A 25354-nucleotide genomic window follows, 5' to 3' on the forward strand; every position below is an offset into this window, starting at 1 on the left:
GCTACCAGCTCTTTTTAAGCTCCATGTTCCAGTCAAGTTCATAAGGACTGTCATCAGACTCCTTCAACATTTCATAATAACGATAGCGCTCCCTGGTAGAGGAATCGTCCTTAGAAGCAGAATCTCTGCTCCAGAACTGGAAACCCAGCATATACCCATCTACCATTTCCTCCCAGGAGGAATAGAGCTGCTGAAGTACGAGAGAATTTTCCAATGAGCCATCCATGGCTTCCTCGTAGGTCATGTAACCGCAAATATAAAAATCAGCGTACAGCTGGTTTACCCTGCAAAGATCCCAGGCAGCCATGTAGTTTGCATCATGGCCTTCCTGATACATATTGTAAGCTATCACATAGCGGTAATCATTGGATAATTGTGATTGCAGAAATTTCTTTCTAAACTCTTTCTCATCCAAATCTAAAAGCCCCATCTCCTTTAACTGGTCCATACATTCCTGACAGGTCTGCCTGTGGCCTTTTTCTTTCAAACGTTCCACAACCTCCAGTGCCGATTCTCTGTCGGTTATGCTCCAGCTATTGCGAAGTCCCCAATCGATCAATTCCTGATGTTCCTCAGTGATTTTAAGGCCGCCCACCAGATGCCAGTTAAATCCATTGCTGTAGGTAAGAGGCGCGTAGGTGGCATTAAACCACAAGACCGTATCAGGAAGGGAAGGCTCCTGCATTATGTCTCCCTCACCACCCATAAGCATAGCCATGGTAAGAGGAGCCGCTTCCCCGGCCGTATCGGTTTTCGCTCCTGTATTGGCACCCCTCTGCTCCAAAGCAGCGTTTCCCGGATCTAAGGCATCCGTCTGGTACTGCTCATTGCAATATTTAAACAGGTCAATGCCATAGGCGGTTTCCAATTCCCGGATAACCGCATCGGTAGCGGCATCTTTCTGTTCATAGGAAAGAAAAATCTCAAGGGCAAGATAAAACGTATCGTCAATTGGAATATAGCATAGAGCCTCCACTCTAGGCAGATATTCATCTGACTGATATCCTTTTTTCTCATAGGAAATTGCCATTTGCAATGCATTTTCAAATCCGGGAACCGGCATCATGGCGCTTCTTTGGACATTTCGTATGGTGGACGTATTATGCAGCGCGGTTTCATATTTTATATCTGCAGTGCTTTTCATCTCTGTGACCAGAGCGCTGCCGGAATAAATCTCCTCAACGTCTGCACTGACCAAAACTCCATGCAGAAAAGAATAAGCATTTGTCCGGTCTATATCTGCAATCCGTGCTTTCGGGAGCATCAGATTACATTCCGCTTCCCGGTAATAATCTGATATGGAGGTGAGGCCCATATACTGATAACCTTCCAAATCTTCGAGGACTTTATCCCCTTCCCCTGCCTGATACGTATCTTGGTCTTCGGAAACCTCCCAGGTGCTGCCTGGCTTGATTAAATCCAGATTAATGCTATGGCAGGCAGCCAATTCATCAATAAGAGGCTCCGTGTCCTCGTCAGCATAATCATCATATACAGTAACTATCCAGAGAATGCCGGCTCCTGAGGGCTGCATTTCCAGATAATAAAGTTCCCTTAATTCAAAGGAGGCACCATCGTAATCCACACCTTTGCCCATAAAAATAAAATACCTGTCCTCGCCATTTTCAATAATACCAGTGTCTGCCACATCTATATAATCTGAATCCGCTTCATGAGCATACTTTTGCTTTAGCGTAAGATGGTCCTCAAAGGATGCATAGCGTTCCTCTGCTTCCCCATAGCCATAAACATCAGCAGAGTAAGAAATTCCATGCTGACTAAGGGAAGCATAGCCGTCAATGATATCGACATCTTTGGGCATATAGATTTCATATACAGAGCCCCGATCATTAATATCCTCAATTTCCTTTTTAGCAAGATAGGTATAAGGACTTTCCGCTTCAGCCTCCATACCGCTATCAGAAGCCTCAGAACTATCCTTTTCCGCCGCCGTTTCCTTTCGAAACGAAACAGATGCCCCATTCGAGCGCATCTCACATCCTGACAGCATAACAACCGGCAACACCATTAAAACAACCAACATAAATCGTGATTTACAAACCGCTTTCATTCTTCTTAATTCCTCCGCTCCTCAAATCAAATTTGCATCAGATATGATAGACAGCTATGCTAATTTTTCAATTATTTAAAATTATAAAACTATTTGTTAAAATTTTATCACGAGATATATTCTTTTTCAATGAATGAAAAGATTAATATTATATAAAACAGGTTACCTGCTGCGTTCTTCACGGAGCGAGAGCGCGGCGATGTTGACATATCGGCCCTCTCTGCGCGGCCTCCATTCAGTACTATCCTTTCTCATTCCACTCTCTCCCGATAAGCCGAAGGAGAAATCCCCTTGCTTTTCTTAAAACTAGTAGAAAAATAATACTGATTTGCATACCCGCATTTTTCACTAATCTCCCGAAGGGAAAGAGCAGAATTCTCTAAATACTGACAGGCCGCTTCAATCCGGGTGGAGGTAATGGTATCGCTGATACTAACCTCCATATTCTTCTTAAAAAGTGCGCTTAAATACGCCGGACTCACATTGGCAAACCGTGCAATATCATGAAGGCAAAGCTCATTGTTTTGATAATTTTCCCGTATATAGCCAAGCACTTGCTCACACAGCTGATTGTGGTAGGTTTTCAGAGAAATATCCAGTTTTTGACATGCAAGATTGCAGATCTCCGACAACCAGGAGAAAAATTCTTCATTGGTATTAAAGGAATACAGCCGGGAATAGGTCTGGACTATTTTTTCCTCCAGATCCTTTGTTTCGATATCCAATTCATATAAAAATTTGAGCAGCCTTCCAAGCAGGTTGTAGGTGCGGACAAAGACAAAATCCTTTGTCTGATATTTGTCTAAAAGATCTGCAGAAAACTCCTTAATCCAAAGCTCCATGGCCTGATAGTCTTTCTGGCAGATTAAGCGAATCAGCTCCTCCTCTTTGGCATCGGAAAAGGGCTCGAGAGAAAGGTTTTTGCCGAAGGCCTCCCTGGTATCAAATATATTTTTCTGAGGAAAGAAAAAGCGGTATTCCAGAGCATGTTTTGCGCTTTCATAGGATAAATGAACATTCCATAAATCAGATACAATGTTTCCAATTCCAATGTTTAAGGAAATGCCGGAATCCTGATATTTTGCAATAAGGTCTGAAGCGATTTTGTGAATCGTCTGCAAAAAATGGCTTGCATTGGAGCTGTTTTGTCCAAGAATAAGTTCCAGAAAGTCAAAGCGCTTAATGAGATAAAAGCTGTCAAATATCTGACAAAAATCTTTGATGGAATCGTGAACTTGGTATAAAAGCATTTCGTATTGGGCTACGCCTATTTCATTTTTTAGTTCGGAAGCATTTTCTATATTAAAAACAGTTACATTAAAGAACCGATATTGTAAATCAAGATTCAGGTATTGCATATGTGAGGCCAAATGGTAAGCGGCCTCCTTGCTGGGATAATTTAACAGGTCAAGAAAAAATTTCTCAATCATGGCAGGCCGACTGAGTTCTAACAGCTTCATATTTTTCTGCTCTTGATCAATCAGAGTGCAGGCACTGTTAATTTTTTCGGTCAAATAAGAATAATCAATGGGCTTTTCGATATAATCATATACGCCAATACGGATAGCATTTTTAGCATATTCAAATTTATCATAAGCGGAAATCAACAGAATTTTTACAAAAGGATTGCGGGAGATTGCCAGCTTGCTCATAGAAATTCCGTCCAGATCAGGCATCTCAATATCGGAGATAATAATGTCCACGAAATCTTCCTTTAATGCTTCAAGAGCGGAAAGGCCGTTATATTTAATATGAATAACCTGTGCATCAAGAGCTTCCCAGTCAATATTTTTGTTGATTCCCTCCACAGATAATGCATTGTCATCCACCAGCATAATTTTTTTCATTCTGATTCTACTCCTTCCATTTGAGAAAATTCTATGGTGATGCAGGTACCCTCATAAGGAACACTATCGATTTCAATATGCCCGCTGCCGTAATGTTCACTGGAAATACGGGCATTTACATTACAGACGCCAAAATGTTTTTCATAATTCACCGTCTGGCTCTTAAGGCTCTGGCGCAGCTCTGCCAGCTTTTGGAGAGAAATGCCGGCGCCGTTATCTTTTATTTTTATAATGACAGTATCATCTCCGTAGACAGCTGAAAGCCTTATCAGGATATTAGGCGTTTGAGCGGAAATACCATGAAGAATACAATTTTCTAAAAAGGGCTGTAAGGTAAATCTGCAAATCAGGAAATTCTCTATTCCGCTTTCCAAATCAATTTCCCATTCCAGGTTATTATTGTGACAAAGCTTTTCCATATTCAGATAAAGGGTGGCAATTTCAAGCTCGTCCCGAAGAAGAATTAATTCATTGGATTTGTGTAATGTCAGACGATAAAAACGCGTCAGATCCGTAATCATCTGATCCGCCACATCTAACTTGCCCAGGGACTGGCAGGTTTTGATGGAGCCTAAAATATTGTACAAAAAATGAGGATTTATTTGAGATTGCAGAAGCTGGTACTTTAACCGTTCCTCCTTAAGGGATAATTCCAGAATGGATTTTAAATTATTCTGAATAGCGGCCTGCATCTGTTCAAAGGTCAGCCCAAGCATGTCAATTTCATCATATAAAGATGGGTCATCAGGCTTAGGGATGGTTAAAGGCTTATAAGAAGGAAGGTTAGGATTTAAACGAAAGGACTCCATGGCGCCTGATAAGGTATGAATGCGCACAGAAAGATTTCGGGAAATCAGCAGGATAACCAGAACCGTTGCGGATAAGGCAATAAGGAGCGCAAGCAAAATGGCACGGAGCAGGACCATCGTGCTGCCTGTAATATAGCTTTTGGGTATATCTGTAACCTGATACCAGCCATTGTCCAGCACAGACACATGGATGTAGGAATCCTCATAAAAAAAGTAAGGAGTCTGACACTGGTCTAACTTTTGCATAAAATCATGGGAAAGCTGTTTATGATACAATTCCGGGTCGGAGGCAGCGATAATGGTTCCGTCTGGCATGGCCAGATATCCATAGGTATCCGTGTTCGCAAAGGAATTTACAAGCATATTGGAAAATTCTGCCGTGTCCATCAGTATAAAATAGGCGTAATCAAGCTGGCCGCTGCCCTGATTAAACAGTGCGCGGCAGCAGATGACAGAGTCAGTTTTTTTATCTTCGGATAACAAAAAAGGAGTTTTGATTTGAGGTCTGTACAGCCACAGGGAGGAGGCACCCAAGGTTTGCAGATCCTCAGGAGATACATTCAATAAAGATTCCAATTGGCTTAAAGGATAAAAGTATAATCCCTCATTGCTTCCAAATTGTCCATCTTTTAAAAACACACAGATTTGATAAAAATCAAAAGTGGATAAATACAGGGAGATATCATTGCGAAGCAATGTAATCGTATTCAGATAGGTAGAAAGCTGCTGCTCATTGGCGCTTCCCAATGTATACATATTATATTGTAAAGCATCCGCTACATTTTCCGCCTGCCTGATTCTGGCAGAGAGCTGTACGTGAAGCTGGTCCCCTGCAAGGATGGAGGCATCCATCGTTTTATCCCAGGCAATGGAGCGGGAAACGGAGTAGGAAACGAAGCTGATTACGCCAAGAGGGATAAGGGTGCATAATAAAAATGCTGCCAGCAGCTTTAGCTGGAAACGGGAAAAGAGTCTGTGGAATTGGCGAATTATTTTTTTCATTATCACACTCCTATATATAATTAAACTTATTTTCAACAATTAAAGTATCTTTTATTATTATAAGAAGGGACTAATTCAAATTCAACCGATAAAAAAATAATATAAATGAATCAAAAGAAATTGTATTTTTATGGGACCTCCTTTTTGATAACCTTGATTTGTAAACAAAAAGGCGGTTTATCCGTCCGGAGAAAAGGAGGAAGAACAATGAAAAAGAAACTTGTAAGCGTTTTGTTAACAGCAGCTCTTATGTGCTCTGTTCTGGCAGGCTGCGGAAATTCAAACAGTAATTCAGGAAGCGGCACAACTTCGACAGATAGCGACAGCACAGAGGAAGCAGGTGGCGATGCGGCAGCAGATGATGCAGTATCAACTGAAACAGAGGGTGAAACTGCTTCAGCAGATACAGGAAGCAAGGATGGAGAATATGATTTAACCTTGTATACCATCAACTCTACAGACGAAGACTTTAATGACTGGCTGGCTAACGTAGAGGGCGCTACCGGACTTAAGATTAATGTGATTGCAGCGCCTACTGATTCTGACACAAGACAGCAGAAGATCACAACCATCCTTTCCACAGGTGATTCCAGTGTAGATATTCTGGAAATCAATGATGAAATGAGCGCATCCTTTAAAAATTCCGGCTGGCTGGAAGGGCTGAACGACACTGTTATGACAGAGGATATCCGTGGTGAATTCCCCCAGGGTTATGTGGCTGATATGATCACAGACAGGGACGGACAGATTATTGGTGTTCCCGGATATTCAGGATATCTGGCATTTTGGGTGAATCAGGAAATCATGGATGAGGTGGGAATCACTTCCATTGATACAAAAGAAGATTTCGTGAAATATCTGGAAGCAGCTTCCGGGGATGGCAGATACGGCTACGGCGGCTCCTGGGAAAAGACCTATGTGTTTAATGAAATTGCACAGTTCGTAAATATGTTTGGCGGCGATTACCTTGACTGGACCAATCCTGCAAACAAGGAAGCAATGGAATTTTTCCATGAAATGGTACAAAATGGCTATACACCCATTGACCAGATTGCTGATAAATATGAGCAGATGAATCCCAAATTCAACGATGGAAAATATGGCAGCCTGTTCATGTGGGGCCTTGGAACAGATTATGATAAGGCGGGTATGCTTGGAGCGGACAAAATACATATGGCAATGGTGCCCCAGTTCTCCGACCAGAAATATATCTTCACGGACTCATGGAGCTATGTATTAAATACAGCTTCTGAAAACAAAGATGCGGCAATTAAATTCCTGCAGTATATGGCAAGCGAAGAAGGAATGAAGGCAAACTACGAAGCATTTGACAGATATCCGGCAAGGAAGGACGTGGCAGAAAAGGTGGTTCCTGATACGGATCCTGCGAAAGAAATGTATTCCAGATATGCAAATGAATGTGTCGTAAAAGGACGTCCAATGTTACCGCAGACCATGGAATTTATTTCTGCTATGGGTACAATCTTTCAGTCTTATATGAAGGATGAAATAACAGTAGATGACTTCTGCGCTAAGGCACAGGAATATGTGGAAACTTATAACAAATAAGAATTGAAATAAACATTCTGCAGCCGGTGGCCGTAACGGGAGACGGCTGGGAGAGAGAAACAGGCAATGCGGCGGGCAGGGTATATACGTTTGTCCCCGCATTCGCCTGCCTTAGAGAATGGCTTTCAGAAACAAAGAGATTCTGAGAGTCTGCACATAAATAAAGGAGGAGGATTGCATGATCAGTAAAAAGTCGCTCCAATGGATTGCATGGGTATTGATACTGCCGGTGTTGCTCCTAAGAGGATTTACCACAATCTATCCTATTTTAAAAACAGTGTTTAACAGTTTTTACGACATAAGGATTTTAAGTGGAATCAATGAATATGCCGGTTTATCTAATTATGTTAACGTATTTAAAGACCAGAAGGTAATCACTACACTAAAGTTTACTGGAATTTTCGTGGTGGTTTCCATGTTTTTTCATATCATTCTGGGAGTCGGACTGGCATTAATTTTAAATATGAAGTTTAAAGGACGGCGTTTTTTGCGTACCATCGTGTTGATTCCTTGGGCAATGCCTGCTGTTGTAATTGGTATGGCCGGGAAATGGGCATTTAATAATGATTATGGACTTATTAATGATTTTGTCCGCCGGTTTGTTCCGGACTTCCAGTTGAACTGGCTGATCAATACCGGAACTGCAAGAGCCGCAGTTATTTCGCTGGATTTATGGAAGGACCTTCCTTTCTTTGCAATTTTGGTTTTATCCGGACTTCAGTTTATATCCAGTGATATATATGAAGCGGCTAAGGTGGACGGAGCAAATAGCTTCAAGTCTTTTATCTACATAACACTACCGCTGATTATGAGAAATGTACTTACATTATGCATTCCGTTTACTCTTTGGCGTCTGACAGGCTTTGATTTGGTTTATTCTATGACATCCGGAGGACCTGGAGAAGATACCTCCCTGATTGCGTACCGAATTACAATGGAGGCGTTTACGAATCTGAATGTTGGCTATGCTGCTGCGCTGGCAGTGCTTCTTTTCCTTGTGATGGCTTTTTTTTCTTGGTTCAATATGCGGTTTATGAGTAAATTTGAGGATTAATTTTTTCATACATTGCCTGGAGAATACTTGGGAAATGAGATAATTGGCATCCGAATTTGTGGCGATTGGAAGCATGGAGGATTAGAATGAAGAAAAATAGTGATGTAAAATATAAGATGTACAGATGGATGATTGGAATTGGAAGATGGGTTTTGTTTGCATTGGTTGCGTTTGTTATCTTGTTCCCGGTTTACTGGATTTTTATTTCATCTATTACGCCGCCAGGGGAACTTTTTAAAATGCCGATTGACTATATTCCGGATCATCCGACACTGGACAGCTATGCTTTTTTGATTGAAAATGTGGGACTTATATCTAAAATTGGTAACACAGTTTTGATTATAGGTGTTACATTAATTGTAGGGACAGCTATTTGCGTGATGGGAGCTTATGCATTTGCAAGATTTAGATCGAAGGCGGTCAGTCTGGCATTTGGATTCATTGTTGCAACCATGTTGATTCCTGAAGTGGTTACAGCGAGGCCTTTGTATGAATTCATGCAGAAGGTGAAGCTGTTTGATACTTATCCGGGATTGATTATTCTTTATATCAGCTCTATTATCCCTTTTACGGTGCTTATTTTAAGGAATTTTGTAGGAGAGATTCCGGTTTCTCTGGAGGAGGCAGCTTCCATTGACGGGGCAAATTTTGTGCAAAGATTATTTCTGGTGGTACTGCCGCTTATGAAACCGGCCATTGCAACAGTGTGTATCATTAACTTTATTAATTGCTTAAATAACTTTTTCACACCTTTATATTATTCTAACGGAATTCAGGTGCTGAGTGTTGCGATTGTACAGCTTCCTCTGCGCGATAATATGTATGGTGTTCCGTGGGATCTGGTAAGTGCCATGGGCTGGATTATTTTACTGCCGATTATTATATTTGTGGCAATATTTGAAAAGCAGATTATGGATGGTATTATGGCCGGCGGTGTGAAAGCGTAAAGCTGCACGCTAGGGAAACTGTATAAATGATTTATCAAATTTTTGAAGGCGGTAATCCTTTTAAAGCCGGACACAAAGGGATTCCGGGAGCTTATGAAACAGAAGGGAGGATTTTTATGTATCAGAGTTTTATAGGAGGCTTAGGGTCGTTACCCTTGGCAAAACACGGGAAAAGCAGATCTATCAATTGTGAAAATCCCTATGGGGAAAAAGGAAAGGGCGGCATGGCCGAAAGCAAGCTTGGTCCTTCCAGAAAAGGATCCCCCTGTATCCGGGGACTGGCGCCGGGAAGTGTGACAACTTTGGCGGAGATAGAAGGATCCGGAATTATCCAGCATATTTGGGTGACAGTAACAGACCGCACGGAAAAGGATTATTATGTGCTGCGGGATTTAGTGCTTCGCATGTATTGGGATGGTGAGGATACGCCATCGGTGGAAACCCCTCTGGGAGACTTTTTCTGCTGCGGTTTTGGGAGAGGCTGTATTGTAAATTCGATGCCGATTGTGGTAAATCCCACCCGTGGCATGAACTGTTATTTCCCCATGCCCTTTCAAAAGAAAGCTAAAATCACGCTGGAAAATCAGCATGAGGTGGAGGTGCCTGCGTTTTTCTATCAGGTGGATTACCTTTTGACCGATGAGCTGCCGGAGGATATCGGATATTTTCATGCACAATGGAAGCGGGAGCTTATGACACAGAAGCAAAAGGACTACACGATTTTGGATCAGGTAAAGGGAAAAGGCCATTATGTAGGAACTTATATGGCGTTAACCGCTCTTGAGCGTTACTGGTGGGGAGAAGGAGAAATCAAATTCTACCTGGATGGGGATGATAAGTACCCTACTATCTGTGGAACAGGGACAGAGGACTACTTTGGAGGCGCCTGGAGTTTTGCAAGCCAGTGTGACGGCAGGACGGTAGAAAATACATACTGTACCCCTTTTATGGGATATCCTTATTATTCTCATCATGATACCAGTGTGCACAATTTCTATCACAATGACGATACCCTTCCCCAGAGAGGATTTTACCGCTGGCATATTATGGATCCGGTGCTTTTTGAGGAGGATTTAAGAGTGACCATTCAGCAGATTGGTACCTGCCATAAGGGAAACTTTGAGCGTCAGGATGACGTGGCATCTGTGGCATATTGGTATCAGATAGAGCCTCATAACCTCTTTGCGCCGCTTATGAAGAAAGAGGACAGATGGCCACGCTAAAGCGGTGATGGATCCGGGGGAGGGAGAGACATATGTACAGGAGTTTTTTGGGCGGCTTAGGGACGCTGCCTTTGATAAAACATGGAAAAAGCAGAGCTATCAGCTGGGAAAACCCTCGCGGAGAAAAGGGAAAAGCCGGTATGGCGGTAAGCAAGCTTGGCCCTTCCAGAAAAGGCGCTCCTTTTATTTTAAATATGGCGGCAGGAAGTGTGGTAACACTGGCTGAAATTGAAGGCGGTGGGATAATTAATCATATTTTGATGACAGTAATCGACCGCACAAAAAAGGACGATTATGTGCTGCAGGATTTAGTGCTCCGCATGTATTGGGATGGTGAGGATACGCCATCGGTGGAAACCCCTCTAGGCGATTTTTTCTGTTGTGGTTTTGGGAGAGAGAGCAGAGTAAATTCTATACCGGTGGTGGTAAATCCTGCACGGAGTATGCATTGCTATTTCCCAATGCCCTTTAAGAAGAAAGCCAAAATTACACTGGAAAACCAGCATAAAGAAGAAATTCCTGTGGTTGCCTATCAAGTTGACTATGTTTTGACGGATGCGCTGCCAAAGGATATAGAATATTTTCACGCGCAGTGGAGACGGGAGCGTATGACAGAAAAGCAAAAGGATTATACTATTCTAAGCGGCGTGAAAGGAAAAGGCCATTATGTAGGAACTTATATGGCGTTAACTGCTCTTGGACGTTACTGGTGGGGAGAAGGAGAAATCAAATTTTACCTGGATGGGGATGATAAGTATCCTACCATCTGCGGAACAGGGACAGAGGATTACTTTGGAGGCGCCTGGAGCTTTGCGAGCCAGTGTGACGGCAGGACGGTAGAAAATACATACTGTACCCCCTTTATGGGATATCCTTATTATTCCCATCATGACAGAAGTGTGCACAATTTCTATCACAATGACGATACCCTTCCCCAGAGAGGATTTTACCGCTGGCATATTATGGATCCGGTGCTTTTTGAGGAAGATTTAAGAGTGACGATCCAGCAGATTGGTGCCTGTCATAAAGGAAATTATGAGAGGCAGGATGATGTGTCATCTGTGGCGTATTGGTATCAGGCAGAGCCTCACAATCCCTTTGCACCGCTTATGAAAAAGGAGGACAGATGGCCCCGATAGAGCATATTTGAAAATGATAGTTTGACGATTCGCATGATCAGTATTGGAAGATAGTAAAGTTTGGAAGTAAACCTCCAAACTATCTATTAACGCAGTATCGCAAGCATAGCTTGCGATATGCAGGGGGTGTAAGTTTGGAAGTAAACCTCCAAACTCTTTATTGGTGGCAGTATTGTAAGCAGAGCTTGCGATATGCGAGGGTATAAATTATGAAAAAGAATGCTGATATTCAGAAAAAGGTGCGTTGTATTATACTAGGGGTGTGTATTGCGGTCATGTTAACAGGTCTTGGCGGTTGTGGCGAGAGCGGAGGTAAATTTCAGGAAATCGATAGTTCCGGGGAAGAACAGTGGGAGGATGAAATTACAATTATGCACGTAGATGCCGAGGATCAAAATTTTCTGGCATATGTTGATGAGGTTGAAAGAGAGCTTCAAATGAAGATAAATGTGCTATCCTATCCCGCGAATGCCGATTCCCGTCATGGCAAGGTATCCTCCCTTTTAGCAGCCGGAGATGCTTCAGTAGATATTTTTACAGTGAATGATGAAATGATCAATGCTTTTAAATATGAAGGGTACTTAGAACCGCTGCAAAATGATGTTATGAATGCAGAGACAGCCCAGGTTTTTGAACCGGATTATTTAGAAAAAACCGTTATGGTGGGGGAGCAGATTTATTCGGCTCCATACATGCTGGATGTACTGGCTCTTTGGATTAATGAGGAATGGCTTCAGGAAGCCGGGCTTACGGGAATAGAAACCAAAGAAGATTTTTACCGGTTTATTACTTATGACTGGGGAGAGGGGCGTTACGCATATGGAGGCGCCTGGGAGAAAACCTATGTATATAATGAACTAGGAGAATTTATTAATCTTTTTGGAGGAAACTACTATGACTGGAAGGACGAAAAAACAAGGGAGGCGGTTCAGTTTTTTAAGGAATGCATTGACCAGGGCTATACGCCAAAAGAACAAATGATAGATCAGTATGACCAGATGCTCCAAAAATTTATTGATGGAAAATATGGGATGGTTTGTATGTATAATGGCGGTGTAAAAACCTATGTTAATGCAGGAGTGTATGGCGAAGATAAGATTCATATGACACCTTTACCGGATTTAGGGGGCAATCAAGTCACCTATATTGGAACTTGGCAATATGCACTGAATAAGGCATCTAAAAACAAAGAAGCAGCAAAACGATTTATAAGCTATGCTGTCAGTAAAGATGGAAACAAGCTTTATGCAGAAATGACAGATCGGATTCCGGCCAGAAAAGATTTGCTTGAGGAAGATTTAAGTATAAATGGATATAAGGAGCTACAGGAGTTTTTACAAACTGTGGATGTGCAGGTTCGGCCTATTCCATCGAATTCCATGGATTATCTGGAAACAGTGGGCGAGCTGTTTCAAAAATATATGCTGGATGAACTGGATTTGGACAGCTACTGTGAGCAGATGCAGGATCTTGTGGATAAGAACAACTAATGAAGAACCTTGCAGCCAAATGACCGGCAAGGTTACACAATCTCATCACACACTTGATACATTCAGAAAGGAATAGGGAAAATGCACATAAATATACGAACTGCTGAATTGCGAGTGCATCCGCCCGCTTCAGAAAGAAAAGATAAAAAGACTCATACTACGAACGTTTACCATTGACGATGCTCAAGCAATGTTTGAAAATTATGGCGGCATGAAGAATGACTCTCCTTACCGCCATATTACTATTTGTTCAAAATCTTGTGCAGACAGACTGCAATAAATCCTTTCTTCCCGTGAACACCTTTGAAATTATGATTTTCTAATTTGTATTAATCCATAGAGTCCGTCTGGATATAGACATGTTTTAACTGGCTGAGACCACCCTGAACATTTTTCTCGTTCTTGTCATTGCCGGCTGCAATCTGATCGAGATTCTTGTCGATTGGAAGGTCAGTGTTCAGTTTCTTGAGTTTCCATGCCCAGTCAAATTTGCTGGGATAATCCCCACAGTAAACTTCACCGAATGCATCGGATTCAATTTCTTTTTTCTCCTCCAGCCATTTCCCGACAGCCGGATCATACCAGCTCAGCTCATATGTGTCATAAGGCCGCAGGCCGCGCACATGAACTCTGGGTGAATCTTTCTCCGAATAGCCCATAATAAGATCGCGCTTTTTAGTTGCCGCACAGGAAATCCATCCACGCCAACCGGAGGCAGGTCCCTGGAAGTTGGGGGAAACCAGTTCGTCATCGGGAATCAGTTCCTGATAACGTTTACCCTCGGATAAGAGGAAATCACGAACATACTGTACCATGTAGGAAGCCGGGAAGGTCATAGTGTCCCAGATCTTCCAAGGCGTTTCTTCGGGTTCAACATTGCCGCTCCATCCTGCTTCAAAACCAGCCAAAAGTCCTGCGAAAGCTCCATTTAATACACTGCCCCAATAAGAAGAACGGCAATTCAGATGATCTTCAACGCTTTCCACATTACCAAAGAGCAATGTGCGGTCGGTATTCTGGCCATCGCCGTTTCTAAGTATGGAGATATGCCCGGAATAATAAGGCTCGCCATTGATGGCAGGAACAGGATTTTCATCATTGAAAATATCTGTCAAAAGCCAGTGGTATTGGTGATCGCGCCAGTTACCTGTCTGGTCAAAGGTTTTCCAATGCTGTTCCTCAGGACCGCCATAGGCCGTCTTAGTGGAGCCGGGGGCATTGGTGCCGAACAGGGTGCCGAAAGGTGGCTGGCCATAAAGATCAACCATCAGATTAATGGGTTCATTGAACTCGCGACTGTCTATTGTCTGAAGCTTACCGTCAAAATGAATCGGGCTGAATAGAATGTTGCTTGCCTGATAACGGGCAAACAGGTACTGAATATAGCGGGTATAAACCATTGGCCAATTATAATAATATTTCCAGGTCTTCGAAGAATCACGGCGTAAAGCTTCCATAAATACGGTAATACCGTGGTCATTCAGCCATTGTACCTTCTTGTCTAGAACTTTGAAATATTCAGGATTGATACGGTCATAGTCAGGAACTACATCTTCATATCCTTTGATCTTACCAGGGAAGAAGAAAGGACGTCCACCCTCATTATGCATGTCACGGCAGGGAGCGTCACCATTGTTAATCCAATCTTCCACGCTGCAGCTCGCCCAAGCGCCGCGGACATAGGTATTGTGTTCGTCATTTAACCAGATGGTTGCAGGTTTTCCATCATTCGCCCAAGTAGGGAAAGCGACAATTGTACCTACAGTATTATAGCCCTGGCTGATACGATGACGTGCCATATCCTTTACAGACATATCAGGACCAACAGGGCGTTCTTCTTCATCTTCTACCCAGGGATAGCGATAAGAAGCGAGTGCCCACCAAGTATCTCCTACCATGATGTAGGGGGTGCCGTCCGCGTATTCCATGGCATGTCCATTTTCGGTCGCTCTTATGATACCGCGGCGACAAACATTGGCGTTCTTTTCATCTTCCGTCCACTCTAATGCGAAGCATCCGCCAGATATACCGGCTAGACCTGCATCAGGAACAGAGGAACCGGTGGTATAGGTCCATGCACCGGGAGCCGTGGCTGTTACGCGGATACGCCAGGTGTCTTCACCATCCCAGAATCCATATACACGCTTATCAAAACCAGGACCTTTCAGTTCAGCCCAGACTGTGACATCGGTATAGGGATTGTCATAAGTGTTTTTTGCATGCAGGACGATTTCATGCACATCCCACATATGGATAATTGACTCTTTCATAGTATTCTCCTTTACAATAATTAAGTTGTTTCGTAGAATAGTATGAAATGAAAACGATTACATTCTATCAATACCACTTTTTAAGAGAAAAGTCAAGACAAATCATAGATATTATAGAAATTATGCAACTATTCAGCCGCTAAAAGTCCGCCTTCGGCGAAGGGCTGGATTCACCCGTGGCAGAATATATGCTTTCTTACGGACTTTACGGTAAATGCAAAGTCCTGGGCTGAATTGTTACGAAATGATACAGCAATTTGCTAATATTTATTAAAGGGTTTTTGTACTTTCATTGACAACAAGCAGAGGTTCGAATATGATCTCGCGATTGCCTCTGCCAGGCGCCTCTATTCGGGAAAGCAGCAGATTGGCGGCCTTTTCACCGATAAAGTTAGGGTTAAGTGTTGCAAAAGTAGGCTCTACACGAAACAGATCGCTGTTGTTAATATTGCCATAAGAAACAACAGAGATATCGTCCGGAACAGATATATCGTTGTTGTGCAAATATTTATAAACACCGATGGTCATTTCATTGTTGATCACAACAATAGCCGTAGGCCGCTTTTCTAAACCCATCAAATATTGGCAGCCAGCCACACCATCTTCCTCACTGAAATGCTGAGAGTCATATCTGTAAATATAATAATCATCCACTACGATACCAATAGTCCGCATTGCGGCAGAGAATCCGTTGAGACGTTCGCGGCCCGTACTTGTACTTAGATCAGAGGTGATAATCGCAATATCCCGGTGGCCTTTTTCGATCAGATGTTTCGTAAGATCCATTACACCGCCATAGCCGTTAGAACCAACGAAATCACCAAGAAAAACGGGATCAGTAATGTTACGGTCTACCAAAACCATGGGAATTTTATGGCTGAGTTCACAGATCCAATCATTATTTTTACAGGTCGTATTTAGTATGATGCCATCTGCGTGCATGGCAATCATCCTCTGTAAATGATCCAGCTCCAGATTAGGATCATCAGCTGTGTTACAGACAATAAGATTTAACCCTTGTTCCCTTAGAATGGATTCGATCTTGTTGGCCATCTTCGTGAAATGTGTATTGGAAATATTAGAAATTACAAAACCGATGATAGTGCTGGATTCAGTTTTTAAATTTCGCGCCATGATATTGGGCACATAATTGACATATTTAACGGCGTCCATGACACGCTTGACGGTATCGGAGCGTACTCCTCCGGTATTATTTATGACTCTGGAGACGGTAGCGGTAGAGACGCCGGCCTGTCTTGCAACATCTTTAATAGTTGCTTCCAATGTAATGCACCTACCTTCTATATATATGACTTAAAATATGGAGAATTATAATTGAGAAGAAGTCAGAGGGTTCAGAATCCGCATAAATATGCTAAAAATCCGAAACCTGCATATTTTCATAATTATAATACGATTCAATTTTGAAAAGGTCAATGTACTAATGGTAAAAAATGACAAATAACAGTAATATACTACATTCTTTACCATTTAAATTTAATAAGGCATATGGGGGATTTCTTGTGGTAAATAAAAGTTATTTTCCAACCGAAAACTATATAATAAAGTAAACGATTACATTATTGTTACATTTCAGACCATAAAATGCAATGGCTATATTGCACAAAAAATAAAAATAAAATTTGTCTATTGTATTGAAAATGAAACAATATATTGACAAAATCCACCCATAATCGTAATATGATAACTACCGAGATGAAAACGATTACATTTCTAGCCGGTAACAATAAAAGCAATCAAGTTAGAAAAGGAGAAGAAAGTAAATGAAAAAATTCTTAGCACTGTTTCTTACAGTAACAATGCTTGCAGCGTGTCTCACAGGATGCGGCGGCAGCAATAATGATTCTGGCAGTTCCGGTACTGCAAGTTCTGAAAATGGCGGTTCTAAGACCGATGATTCCGGATCAGATGCTTCTGGAGCCGGCAGTTCAGAATCCAGCAGCGCAAATGCGGACAGAACATTAAATATTGGTATTTCTTCCGAAATTTCCAATATCGTTCCGATGTCCAACAATGTCGCAGTAGCAAATAGAGACGGTCTGATTGTATTTGCACTGTATGATCCCCTGATCTGGTATGACACTGTAACAAATACCCTCAGCCCCTGGATCGCTACCGAGTGGAGTCATAATGATGATGGTAGTGAGTGGTATTTCACACTTCGTGATGATGTTTATTTCCATAATGGAGATAAGATGACTGCAGAAGACGTGGCATGGTCTCTGAATCTGATTCCTGAGAATCCCGTAGTTACGGATGCGAATATTCCTGGTTTTGGGCATGCTGAAGTGGTAGATGATACGCATATTACGGTTTATATGGATACACCCTTTGCAGCTGCAGAGAACTTCTTCGCTTCTTACCACATGGTAATACTGGATAAAAGCTATCAGGAAGAAGTTGGCTGGGATGGATATCTGGATCATCCCATTGGAACCGGTCCTTATAAGTTTGCAGATCGTGCAACAGGCAGCTACGTTGATATGGAAGCGAATGAGCTTTACTGGCAAGGAGAACCCGATATCAAAAAGGTATCCTTAAGAATTCTTCCGGATGCAAATTCTCAGCTCTTGTCGCTTGAAACCGGAGAGGTTGATGTTCTCCAGAATGTTTCCATTGAGAATTGCAAGAGAATTGAGGACATAGATGGCTTTACGGTTGATTATGAGACGGCTTATGCAGTTCTGTATATGCGTTGGGGCAGTAATTCCAAGCTGGATACCGATCAGAATCTTAGAAAGGCAATTGCCGCTGCTGTGGATCCAGATGCGATTAATAATGTCTATAACAGAGGTTACACGAAGGCTGTGGGCTGTATGATTGCCCCGGGAATTCATTGTCGCCCTGAGGACGGTACGTATACTCCGGCTCAACCTTATGACGTGGAGGCTGCAAAGGAATTCCTGGCAAACTCTACCTATGAGAGCACAGACGTTCTGTCGATCCTTGTTGTAGCAGGTTCTAAGGAAGAAGGTGTCTGCAAGATTATTCAGGGAAATCTTCAGGATATAGGAATCAACGCTGAAATGAAGGCTATAGATGGTTCCACCTATTCTACATTAACTGGTGAAGGTGACTTTGATATTTCACTTTATACAACGTTACCGTCTCTTTATGACTGTAACTTGATTTATCAGTATTATACTCCTGGAACCGTATCTTTTGAAAATTCCAAGTTTGAGGGGAAAGAAGAAATGGGTAGACTGGCTCTGGCCTCTCTCACTGAGATGGATGAGGAAGCCCGCACGGATATTTTCCGCCAGATGATCAATATCATGAATGAAGAAGCATTGATGCTGCCTCTTTACCAGGATTGTAATACCTTCTGCTTCAATGGTGATGTTACAAACATTGATGCCATTCCCGGCACCAATGTAAGGATTGCCGAGTGGAAATGGAATTAAATGGTGTTATATATCAAATATGATAGGCTCACATGAGATGAGCTGATATCAGAAAAGAACCGATCTGGTTTGGGGAATCAGGTCGGTTCTTCAAAAAAGAAAAGAAAGGAGATATTTCGTGGTCAAATATATTTTAAAACGCTTACTGCTTCTTATTCCCACCTTTTTCCTCCTGACGCTTATGGTTTACACTATTTTGTCACTGTCGCCTGCGAATCCGGCTTTCATGCGGCTGGGAACTACGGCCACACAGGAACAGATCGATGAGATAAATCATGAACTTGGACTGGATCGACCATTGCTGGTTAGATACGGAACATATATGTGGAACCTGATCACCAAGGGTGATATGGGAGTATCCTGGGTTATGCAGACAAGCGTATATAAAGAGTTTATGGAGAGGCTTCCCAATACGCTGCTGCTTACAGCACTGGCGCTATTGCTGACTACGGTAGTAGGAATAGTAGCAGGCGTTTTTGCAGCGGTAAATCAGAATTCTATAGGTGACAGGACGACAATGATCCTTGCAATGCTGCTTATAAGTCTGCCGAACTTTTTTCTGTCCCTGATTTGTCAAATTGTGTTTTGCCTACAGTTGCGGTGGCTGCCGGTAACCGGTGCGGGCTCGCTGAAACATTTTATACTGCCGTCTATCATGCTGGCAGCGAGCCGTATCGCCGGGCAGGTTCGTCTGACGCGTTCCAGTATGCTGGATGTCATCGGTCAGGATTATGTTCGTACTGCTTACGCCAAGGGTTGCTCCAAGAGAAGGGTGGTATTCTACCATGCGCTGCGAAACGGTTTGATGCCGGTTATCACCAATATCGGTAATAATGTAGGCAATATTGTAGCAGGAGCCGTCACAGTAGAAACGATCTTCGCCATACCTGGAGTAGGTTCCATGCTGGTCAATGCGGTACGAAGCAATGATATTCCTCAGGTTATGAGTCCTATTATATTTATTTCGCTGCTTGTGTGCGTTGTGAATCTGGTAGTGGATCTGCTCTATGCAGTGATAGACCCCCGTGTCAAACTGCAGTACCGTTAAGAGGAGGTGGATGAGATTATGACAAAGAAAAAGAATGATAAAAAAGGAAGTTCCACCGGCGGAAGAAAGAGCATGTCTCAAATGGGACTGATATGGCTTCGATTCCGTAAAAACAAGCTGGCGGTAATCGGGCTTGTGGGTATTGTAATTATGATACTGATCTGCTTTACCTCTCCGCTCTATATCAGCTGGGATCGGGTTGTAACACAGGATCTGCTGATTACCAATCAGCCTCCAAGCGTACAATACCCTTTCGGTACGGATCAGTTTGGCCGTGATTTGTTCGCCAGAGTGCTCAGGGGAGGTGTCTACAGCTTATCCTCGGGCTTTATCGTTATGATGGGCGCCCTTGTTTTGGGACTTATTTTCGGCAGTATAGCCGGTTATTTTGGCGGAATGGTGGATATCGTGATCATGAGACTCATGGACGTGTTTATGTCTGTTCCCAACCTGTTAATGGCGATGACATTGATTGTGGTATTTGGACAGGGCATCACCAGCCTGTGGCTGGCTCTGGCACTGTCAAGCTTTCCGGCACTTGCGCGTACAGTCCGGTCAGCAATTATGACTACAAGGTCAGCAGAGTACGTAGATGCAGCCCATATTTATGGGGCATCCACAACCAAAATACTTGTTAAGCACATCTTGCCTAACTGTATTGGGCCTGTGGTTATATCCGCTACGATTATGTTGGGCTCGACCATTCTTGGTATTGCAGGTATGGGGTTTTTGGGTATTGGTATCGCGTCACCGACACCTGAATGGGGGACGATCCTTTCTGAGGTCAAGGATGTCATAAGATTCTATCCATACCTGGGTATTATCCCTGGTACTGCGATAGCGCTCAGCGTTATTTTCGTTAACTTTATGGGTGACGGTCTTAGGGATGCGCTGGATCCAAGAATGAAGAAGTGAGGTACTGCTTATGAAAGAATTATTAAATATCAAAAATTTATATGTACAGTACAACACCGATGAAGCAGTTGTACATGCGGTGAATGGAGTTGACCTGATAGTTCATAGAGGTGAGGCTATGGGACTTGTGGGCGAGACTGGCGCCGGTAAAACGACTACGGCTTTAGGTATATTAAATATTCTGCCGGAACAAGTAGGTGAGATTACGGAGGGGGACATCGTATATGATGGAAAAAATGTCCTTAATATGAGTAAAAAAGAATTACAGGCCATGCGTGGCAAACAGGTATCCATGATTTTTCAGGATCCCATGACCAGTTTAAACCCAATTATCACCGTAGGTAATCAGATTGATGAGATGCTGTTGCTCCATTTTAAAGAACTGACAAAAGAACAGCGGGCGCAGAAGGTGGATGATATCCTGAAGCTTGTGGGTATTCCGGCAGAACGGAAACATGAATATCCTTTTCAGTTTTCCGGTGGTATGAAGCAGCGTATCGGCATCGCCATTGCCCTGGTATGTCAGCCGGATCTGCTGATTGCCGATGAACCCACTACCGCGCTGGATGTTACGATTCAGGCACAGATACTGCAGCTTATGAAGCAGCTGAAGCGGGAACTTGGTACAGCGCTTATTATGATAACGCACGATTTGGGTATCGTGGCTGAGCTTTGCGATAATGTGTCGGTTATGTATGCCGGAGAAATCGTTGAGACTGGAACCGTTGAAGATATTTATCAACGAATCGAGAATCATCCCTATACGACCGGTCTTTTCAACTGTATCCCCAAACTAGATTCTAATGAAAAGCGGCTTACTCCGATTGCCGGTTATATGGTGGACCCAACCGACCTGCCAAAGGGTTGTAAATTCCACGATCGGTGTCCTTATGTCACAGATCGATGTGGGCGTGAAAATCCCAAGGCATATCAAAACGGCACGCACAAGATCAAATGTTTCCGGTATGAAAGTTGGGGAGAGGGGGATAGCATATGAGTAAACCTGTGATTAAAACGAAAAATCTTACCAAATATTTTAAAACGCCTCGTGGTCTGCTGCATGCGGTAGAGTCTGTTAACCTCACGATCGAGGAAGGGAAAACGATCGGAGTTGTTGGTGAAAGCGGCTGCGGCAAGACCACATTAGGTCGGGTTATCACAAGGTTGGAAGAGGCAACTTCCGGCGAGGTATATCTGGAAGGTAAAGAGATTCTTGGGTTAAAGGGATCTGCCAAAAGGAATATCTATCATGATATACAGATGATATTTCAGGATCCGTATTCTTCTTTGAACCCAAGATTGTCCCTTGGAGATATTATTGCTGATCCTATTGAGACCATGGGAGAGAGAATGTCTAAAAAAGATCTGCATGAGCTGGTTTTATCCCTTATGGATACCGTTGGGCTTCCACCCCGGTACTACAACCAATACCCTCATGAGCTGGATGGTGGACGCAGACAGCGTGTAGGACTGGCGAGAGCGCTTGCACTGGATCCCAAGTTTATTGTCTGTGATGAACCGGTTTCCGCGCTGGATGTATCCATTCAGGCACAGATACTGAATCTTTTGATGGATCTTCAGGAGGAAAAGAAGCTGGCATACATGTTCATCACGCATAACTTATTTGTAGTAAAGCACATCAGCCATAACATCATGGTTATGTATATGGGTCAGGTTGTGGAGTTGGCAGAGAAGAATGAGCTCTTTGCACATCCATCGCATCCGTATACAAAGGCATTGCTGGCAGCAATCCCTCAGCCAGACCTTTCGAGCCGCGGCAAGAATCGTGAATTGCTCGCCGGTGAGGTTTCCAGTCCTATTGAGCCTAAACCGGGATGTAGATTCTCACCCAGATGTCCGTATGCTTCTGAAAAGTGTCGGGCCGGTGAGATACCGCTTAAAGAAATTGCGCCGAATCATTACTGCGTATGTACCTTATTTAGCAATTAAACAATTAAAAAATAGAAAAAATAATGTAAAAACAGAAATAAATCTCTGAAAGTTTTTCACAAACGAGCGTATTCGTTTTGCAGATGTTGTACCTGCGCAATACATACAAAGCATGTATAGAAGTTTGCAGGTTACGGAAAGGGTATGGTTATTAAAATGAAACTGGCAATTGGATCAGACCACTGTGGTTATGCAATGAAAATGAAGATGCTTCCGTATTTGCAGGAGCATCATGAAGTTACGGATTTTGGCTGTTATTCTACCGATATGGTGGATTTTCCCGACATAGCGCAGCAGATTTGTGGGGCAATCTTAAGTGGTAAAGCAGAGAGGGGGATTATGTTCTGCAGTACAGGCTGTGGAGCCGTAATCGCCTGCAATAAGATAAAGGGTATTCGGGCAGCACTCTGCCATGACGTTTATTGCGCGCACCAGTGTGTTGAACATGATGATGTGCAGGTGATTGGACTCGGCGGCGAGGTGATTGGCTATTATACGGCGAAAGAAGTGATTGATTCCTTTCTGGAAGCTAAGTTTCTGGGTGATGAGGAATTTGTCCGCAGACTTGAAAAGCTGGAACATCTGGAAGCAAAATTCTAAAGAAGAGTAAAAAAGGAGAAAAATAATGAAAGAATCAGTTATTCACGTGTGGGATGTTCATGAGATTGTCCTGCATGCAGAGAATACATATGATAATCCTTATACGGATGTTACTGTCTGGGCTGATCTGAAAGGCCCCGGCTTTGACAAACGCGTGTACGGATTCTGGGATGGCGGGGATATCTGGCGCATCCGTGTCACAGCGACATCTCCCGGGACATGGACTTATATTACCGGTGCGCCTGTACAGGATGAAGGCCTTGCAGGCATATCCGGCGGATATTTTGCTATCGAATGGACTGAGGAGGAAAAGGAAGCCAATGCATGCCGCCGCGGTATTGTACGGGCAACCCAAAATGGACATGCTATGGAGTATGCTGACGGCACCCCCTATGTCATGGTGGGCGATACCTGGTGGGGGCTTGCCTCTTACCGCTATCCGTGGGTAGATGATGAGAAGGAGCGGCCTATTGGTCCGGGAATGTCCATGAAAGATATGGCGCGTCAGCGCATTAGCCAGGGTTACAATACGGTAGGTACGATCGTTGCTTTTCCCACCTGGGCGAAAGACGGGAAACCTTCGACTATCATTATGGATGATGAACATGAGACCTGTATTCGTGGCGCCTGGGTAGCAGCCGGGGTCAAATATATGTTTAAACGGATGGAGAATAAGGAAGACGACAGGGTAATTTCGGCCCGCGATATGCACAATGAAGGCGGACGCCCTTTCTTCTTCCCCGGCAAGATCAAAGGTTACGAGGACGTGGTTCCCGATTATGACCGCATCAATCCGGAATACTTTAAGGTTCTGGACAAGAAAGTACAGTGGCTGAATGACCACGGCATCACCGTATTTATGGAAGCTTTGCGCCGGGATTCTTCCAAAACCTGGAAATATTATTATGACTGGCCGATGGTATACACACGCTATATTCAATATTTAAGTGCAAGGTATCAGGCCAATAATACCATTTTTAGCCCTATTCACTATGACGCTAAATTAAAAAGTATTGATTCTCATGAATTTAATGAGCCGATCAATCTGATGATCGATCTTTATGGTGCTCCGCCTTTTGGCACCCTGCTTGGCACCAATGCGCCCGGTTCCACACAATTTGCATTCGGGGGTCCTGATGAACAGCATTGGAAAACCATGGATCAGATTGGAAACCGTCGGGATCACGAGCAATATTGGCTGTTAACGGATATTTTTCATAATGAAAATCCCGTTCCCGCTATCAATGGGGAGCCCTATTATCCCGGACATGTCACTTCCTTCCTTGATGTGAATGGTAAAGTCTATGAGCGTGTATTAGGCGATGTGAATAGTGAAGAGGATCATATGAACTTCCGATCTTCTCTCTACGGAAGCATCCTCTCCGGAGGGTATGGCGGTAACCTGGCCGGTTTCGAAGCAGGATGGAGCGGCAATGTAGAGCCTGAGGAAGTTCCTTTTAAGCTCTGGGATACTATGACATTTCCTTCTTCCTATCAGGCAAAGTTTACCCGTGATTTCCTGCTTTCAGAAGGGAAACGATATCAGGAGCTTGTTCCCGAAGCACAGTTAATCACGCCAAACTTTAGCGGAAGAGAACACGGCTGGCGGGGCTGGGCTTATTGCTCCGCTACCAGTAAACGTGATCTGGTCATGGGATATTTGGAAAAAGACTCTCTGCCTGCACGTGTCCGCGGCTTGTGGCCGGGCGATCTCTTCGCATTCCAATGGTTCAATCCCCGTACAGGAAGGTGGGGCGAGATCATGGAGCTGGAGGTTAATTATTACGGCAGCATTCCGTTACCGGAGCGCCCTGATGAGCTTGACTGGGCTTTTAAGGCCGTTCGTCTTAATGATAAATACCGTCTTAACAGTGATGCCGGCAAAGATTATCCTATGAGCAGCGATATTGTATGGACCTATATAGGGGAAGATGCTGAGGCCAGTGAGTCTGAGCGGGATGAGAGAAAAAAAGAATAAATTATGAAAGAGAGTAA

Annotated in this window: 18 protein-coding genes; 13 read left to right on the plus strand and 5 right to left on the minus strand. The window is 43.3% G+C overall.

Annotated features, from left to right (window positions below):
- Position 1: 1 nt before the first annotated feature.
- From D5281_RS09245 to D5281_RS09255, 3 genes are all read right to left on the minus strand, one after another.
- Entirely contained in the window at positions 2-2071 is a 2070-nt protein-coding gene (locus tag D5281_RS09245) for a DUF1266 domain-containing protein (RefSeq protein ID WP_160559875.1), read from the minus strand.
- A 251-nt stretch (positions 2072-2322) separates the two neighbouring features.
- Positions 2323-3918 (minus strand): response regulator, encoded by a 1596-nt coding sequence (locus D5281_RS09250; RefSeq protein WP_160559876.1) that lies wholly within the window; start codon positions 3916-3918, stop codon positions 2323-2325.
- Positions 3915-5729 carry a sensor histidine kinase gene (locus tag D5281_RS09255; protein ID WP_160559877.1) on the minus strand — a complete coding sequence of 605 codons (1815 nt, stop codon included), beginning with the start codon at positions 5727-5729 and terminating at the stop codon, positions 3915-3917. The genes D5281_RS09250 and D5281_RS09255 overlap by 4 nt, the downstream gene beginning before the upstream one ends.
- 207 nt (positions 5730-5936) lie before the next feature.
- On the opposite strand from D5281_RS09255, the gene D5281_RS09260 reads away from it, so the two are divergent.
- The 6 genes from D5281_RS09260 (at position 5937) to D5281_RS09285 (ending at position 13151) form a co-directional block, all read left to right on the plus strand.
- The gene (locus D5281_RS09260) at positions 5937-7298 is read left to right on the plus strand and encodes a sugar ABC transporter substrate-binding protein (protein ID WP_277935263.1); all 1362 of its coding nucleotides are present in this window, start codon (positions 5937-5939) and stop codon (positions 7296-7298) included.
- A gap of 178 nt (positions 7299-7476) precedes the next feature.
- Positions 7477-8352 carry a carbohydrate ABC transporter permease gene (locus tag D5281_RS09265; protein WP_160559878.1) on the plus strand — a complete coding sequence of 292 codons (876 nt, stop codon included), beginning with the start codon at positions 7477-7479 and terminating at the stop codon, positions 8350-8352.
- Between the two features lie 86 nt (positions 8353-8438).
- A complete protein-coding gene (locus D5281_RS09270; protein ID WP_160559879.1) occupies positions 8439-9299 on the plus strand; it encodes a carbohydrate ABC transporter permease in 861 nt (286 codons plus the stop codon).
- A gap of 116 nt (positions 9300-9415) precedes the next feature.
- On the plus strand, positions 9416-10522 hold the full coding sequence (locus D5281_RS09275; RefSeq protein WP_160559904.1) for a glycoside hydrolase family 172 protein: 1107 nt from the start codon (positions 9416-9418) through the stop codon (positions 10520-10522).
- 32 nt (positions 10523-10554) lie between these two features.
- Positions 10555-11661: a glycoside hydrolase family 172 protein gene (locus tag D5281_RS09280; RefSeq protein ID WP_160559880.1), complete on the plus strand. Its 1107-nt coding sequence runs from the start codon at positions 10555-10557 to the stop codon at positions 11659-11661.
- A 209-nt stretch (positions 11662-11870) separates the two neighbouring features.
- Positions 11871-13151 carry an ABC transporter substrate-binding protein gene (locus D5281_RS09285; protein ID WP_160559881.1) on the plus strand — a complete coding sequence of 427 codons (1281 nt, stop codon included), beginning with the start codon at positions 11871-11873 and terminating at the stop codon, positions 13149-13151.
- 329 nt (positions 13152-13480) lie between these two features.
- On the opposite strand, the gene D5281_RS09290 is transcribed toward D5281_RS09285, so the two are convergent.
- Both D5281_RS09290 and D5281_RS09295 read right to left on the minus strand, forming a co-directional pair.
- Entirely contained in the window at positions 13481-15421 is a 1941-nt protein-coding gene (locus tag D5281_RS09290; protein ID WP_160559882.1) for an apiosidase-like domain-containing protein, read from the minus strand.
- A gap of 270 nt (positions 15422-15691) precedes the next feature.
- Entirely contained in the window at positions 15692-16705 is a 1014-nt protein-coding gene (locus D5281_RS09295; protein WP_160559883.1) for a LacI family DNA-binding transcriptional regulator, read from the minus strand.
- Positions 16706-17205: 500 nt separating this feature from the next.
- Here D5281_RS09295 and D5281_RS09300 point away from each other — a divergent pair, with 500 nt between their 5' ends.
- The 7 genes from D5281_RS09300 to D5281_RS09330 all read left to right on the plus strand — a co-directional run bounded on the left by D5281_RS09300 (position 17206) and on the right by D5281_RS09330 (position 25337).
- Positions 17206-18846: an ABC transporter substrate-binding protein gene (locus D5281_RS09300; protein WP_160559884.1), complete on the plus strand. Its 1641-nt coding sequence runs from the start codon at positions 17206-17208 to the stop codon at positions 18844-18846.
- 118 nt (positions 18847-18964) lie between these two features.
- Positions 18965-19894 (plus strand): ABC transporter permease, encoded by a 930-nt coding sequence (locus D5281_RS09305; RefSeq protein WP_330584909.1) that lies wholly within the window; start codon positions 18965-18967, stop codon positions 19892-19894.
- Positions 19895-19912: 18 nt separating this feature from the next.
- Positions 19913-20809 (plus strand): ABC transporter permease, encoded by an 897-nt coding sequence (locus tag D5281_RS09310; protein WP_277935264.1) that lies wholly within the window; start codon positions 19913-19915, stop codon positions 20807-20809.
- A 10-nt stretch (positions 20810-20819) separates the two neighbouring features.
- Complete coding sequence (locus tag D5281_RS09315) at positions 20820-21806, plus strand: ABC transporter ATP-binding protein (RefSeq protein ID WP_160559885.1); 987 nt, start codon at positions 20820-20822, stop codon at positions 21804-21806.
- Positions 21803-22759: an ABC transporter ATP-binding protein gene (locus D5281_RS09320; RefSeq protein ID WP_160559886.1), complete on the plus strand. Its 957-nt coding sequence runs from the start codon at positions 21803-21805 to the stop codon at positions 22757-22759. Before D5281_RS09315 ends, D5281_RS09320 begins: the two co-directional genes overlap by 4 nt.
- Positions 22760-22903: 144 nt before the next feature.
- Positions 22904-23359, plus strand: a complete 456-nt coding sequence (locus D5281_RS09325; RefSeq protein ID WP_277935265.1) for an RpiB/LacA/LacB family sugar-phosphate isomerase — start codon at positions 22904-22906, stop codon at positions 23357-23359.
- 25 nt (positions 23360-23384) lie between these two features.
- Positions 23385-25337, plus strand: coding sequence for an apiosidase-like domain-containing protein (locus D5281_RS09330; protein ID WP_160559887.1), 1953 nt, complete (start codon positions 23385-23387; stop codon positions 25335-25337).
- Positions 25338-25354 lie beyond the last annotated feature (17 nt).

The sequence above is a fragment of the Parablautia muri genome, assembly GCF_009917485.1.
Classification (GTDB): Bacteria; Bacillota; Clostridia; order Lachnospirales; family Lachnospiraceae; genus Suilimivivens; species Suilimivivens muri.

What these genes read in the sequence shown, in the direction of transcription:
- D5281_RS09245 (WP_160559875.1), bottom strand. Translation starts at nt 2,071, where the DNA reads ATGAAAGCGGTTTGTAAATCACGATTTATGTTGGTTGTTTTAATGGTG.
- D5281_RS09250 (WP_160559876.1), bottom strand. Translation starts at nt 3,918, where the DNA reads ATGAAAAAAATTATGCTGGTGGATGACAATGCATTATCTGTGGAGGGA.
- D5281_RS09255 (WP_160559877.1), bottom strand. Translation starts at nt 5,729, where the DNA reads ATGAAAAAAATAATTCGCCAATTCCACAGACTCTTTTCCCGTTTCCAG.
- D5281_RS09260 (WP_277935263.1), top strand. Translation starts at nt 5,937, where the DNA reads ATGAAAAAGAAACTTGTAAGCGTTTTGTTAACAGCAGCTCTTATGTGC.
- D5281_RS09265 (WP_160559878.1), top strand. Translation starts at nt 7,477, where the DNA reads ATGATCAGTAAAAAGTCGCTCCAATGGATTGCATGGGTATTGATACTG.
- D5281_RS09270 (WP_160559879.1), top strand. Translation starts at nt 8,439, where the DNA reads ATGAAGAAAAATAGTGATGTAAAATATAAGATGTACAGATGGATGATT.
- D5281_RS09275 (WP_160559904.1), top strand. Translation starts at nt 9,416, where the DNA reads ATGTATCAGAGTTTTATAGGAGGCTTAGGGTCGTTACCCTTGGCAAAA.
- D5281_RS09280 (WP_160559880.1), top strand. Translation starts at nt 10,555, where the DNA reads ATGTACAGGAGTTTTTTGGGCGGCTTAGGGACGCTGCCTTTGATAAAA.
- D5281_RS09285 (WP_160559881.1), top strand. Translation starts at nt 11,871, where the DNA reads ATGAAAAAGAATGCTGATATTCAGAAAAAGGTGCGTTGTATTATACTA.
- D5281_RS09290 (WP_160559882.1), bottom strand. Translation starts at nt 15,421, where the DNA reads ATGAAAGAGTCAATTATCCATATGTGGGATGTGCATGAAATCGTCCTG.
- D5281_RS09300 (WP_160559884.1), top strand. Translation starts at nt 17,206, where the DNA reads ATGAAAAAATTCTTAGCACTGTTTCTTACAGTAACAATGCTTGCAGCG.
- D5281_RS09310 (WP_277935264.1), top strand. Translation starts at nt 19,913, where the DNA reads ATGACAAAGAAAAAGAATGATAAAAAAGGAAGTTCCACCGGCGGAAGA.
- D5281_RS09315 (WP_160559885.1), top strand. Translation starts at nt 20,820, where the DNA reads ATGAAAGAATTATTAAATATCAAAAATTTATATGTACAGTACAACACC.
- D5281_RS09320 (WP_160559886.1), top strand. Translation starts at nt 21,803, where the DNA reads ATGAGTAAACCTGTGATTAAAACGAAAAATCTTACCAAATATTTTAAA.
- D5281_RS09325 (WP_277935265.1), top strand. Translation starts at nt 22,904, where the DNA reads ATGGTTATTAAAATGAAACTGGCAATTGGATCAGACCACTGTGGTTAT.
- D5281_RS09330 (WP_160559887.1), top strand. Translation starts at nt 23,385, where the DNA reads ATGAAAGAATCAGTTATTCACGTGTGGGATGTTCATGAGATTGTCCTG.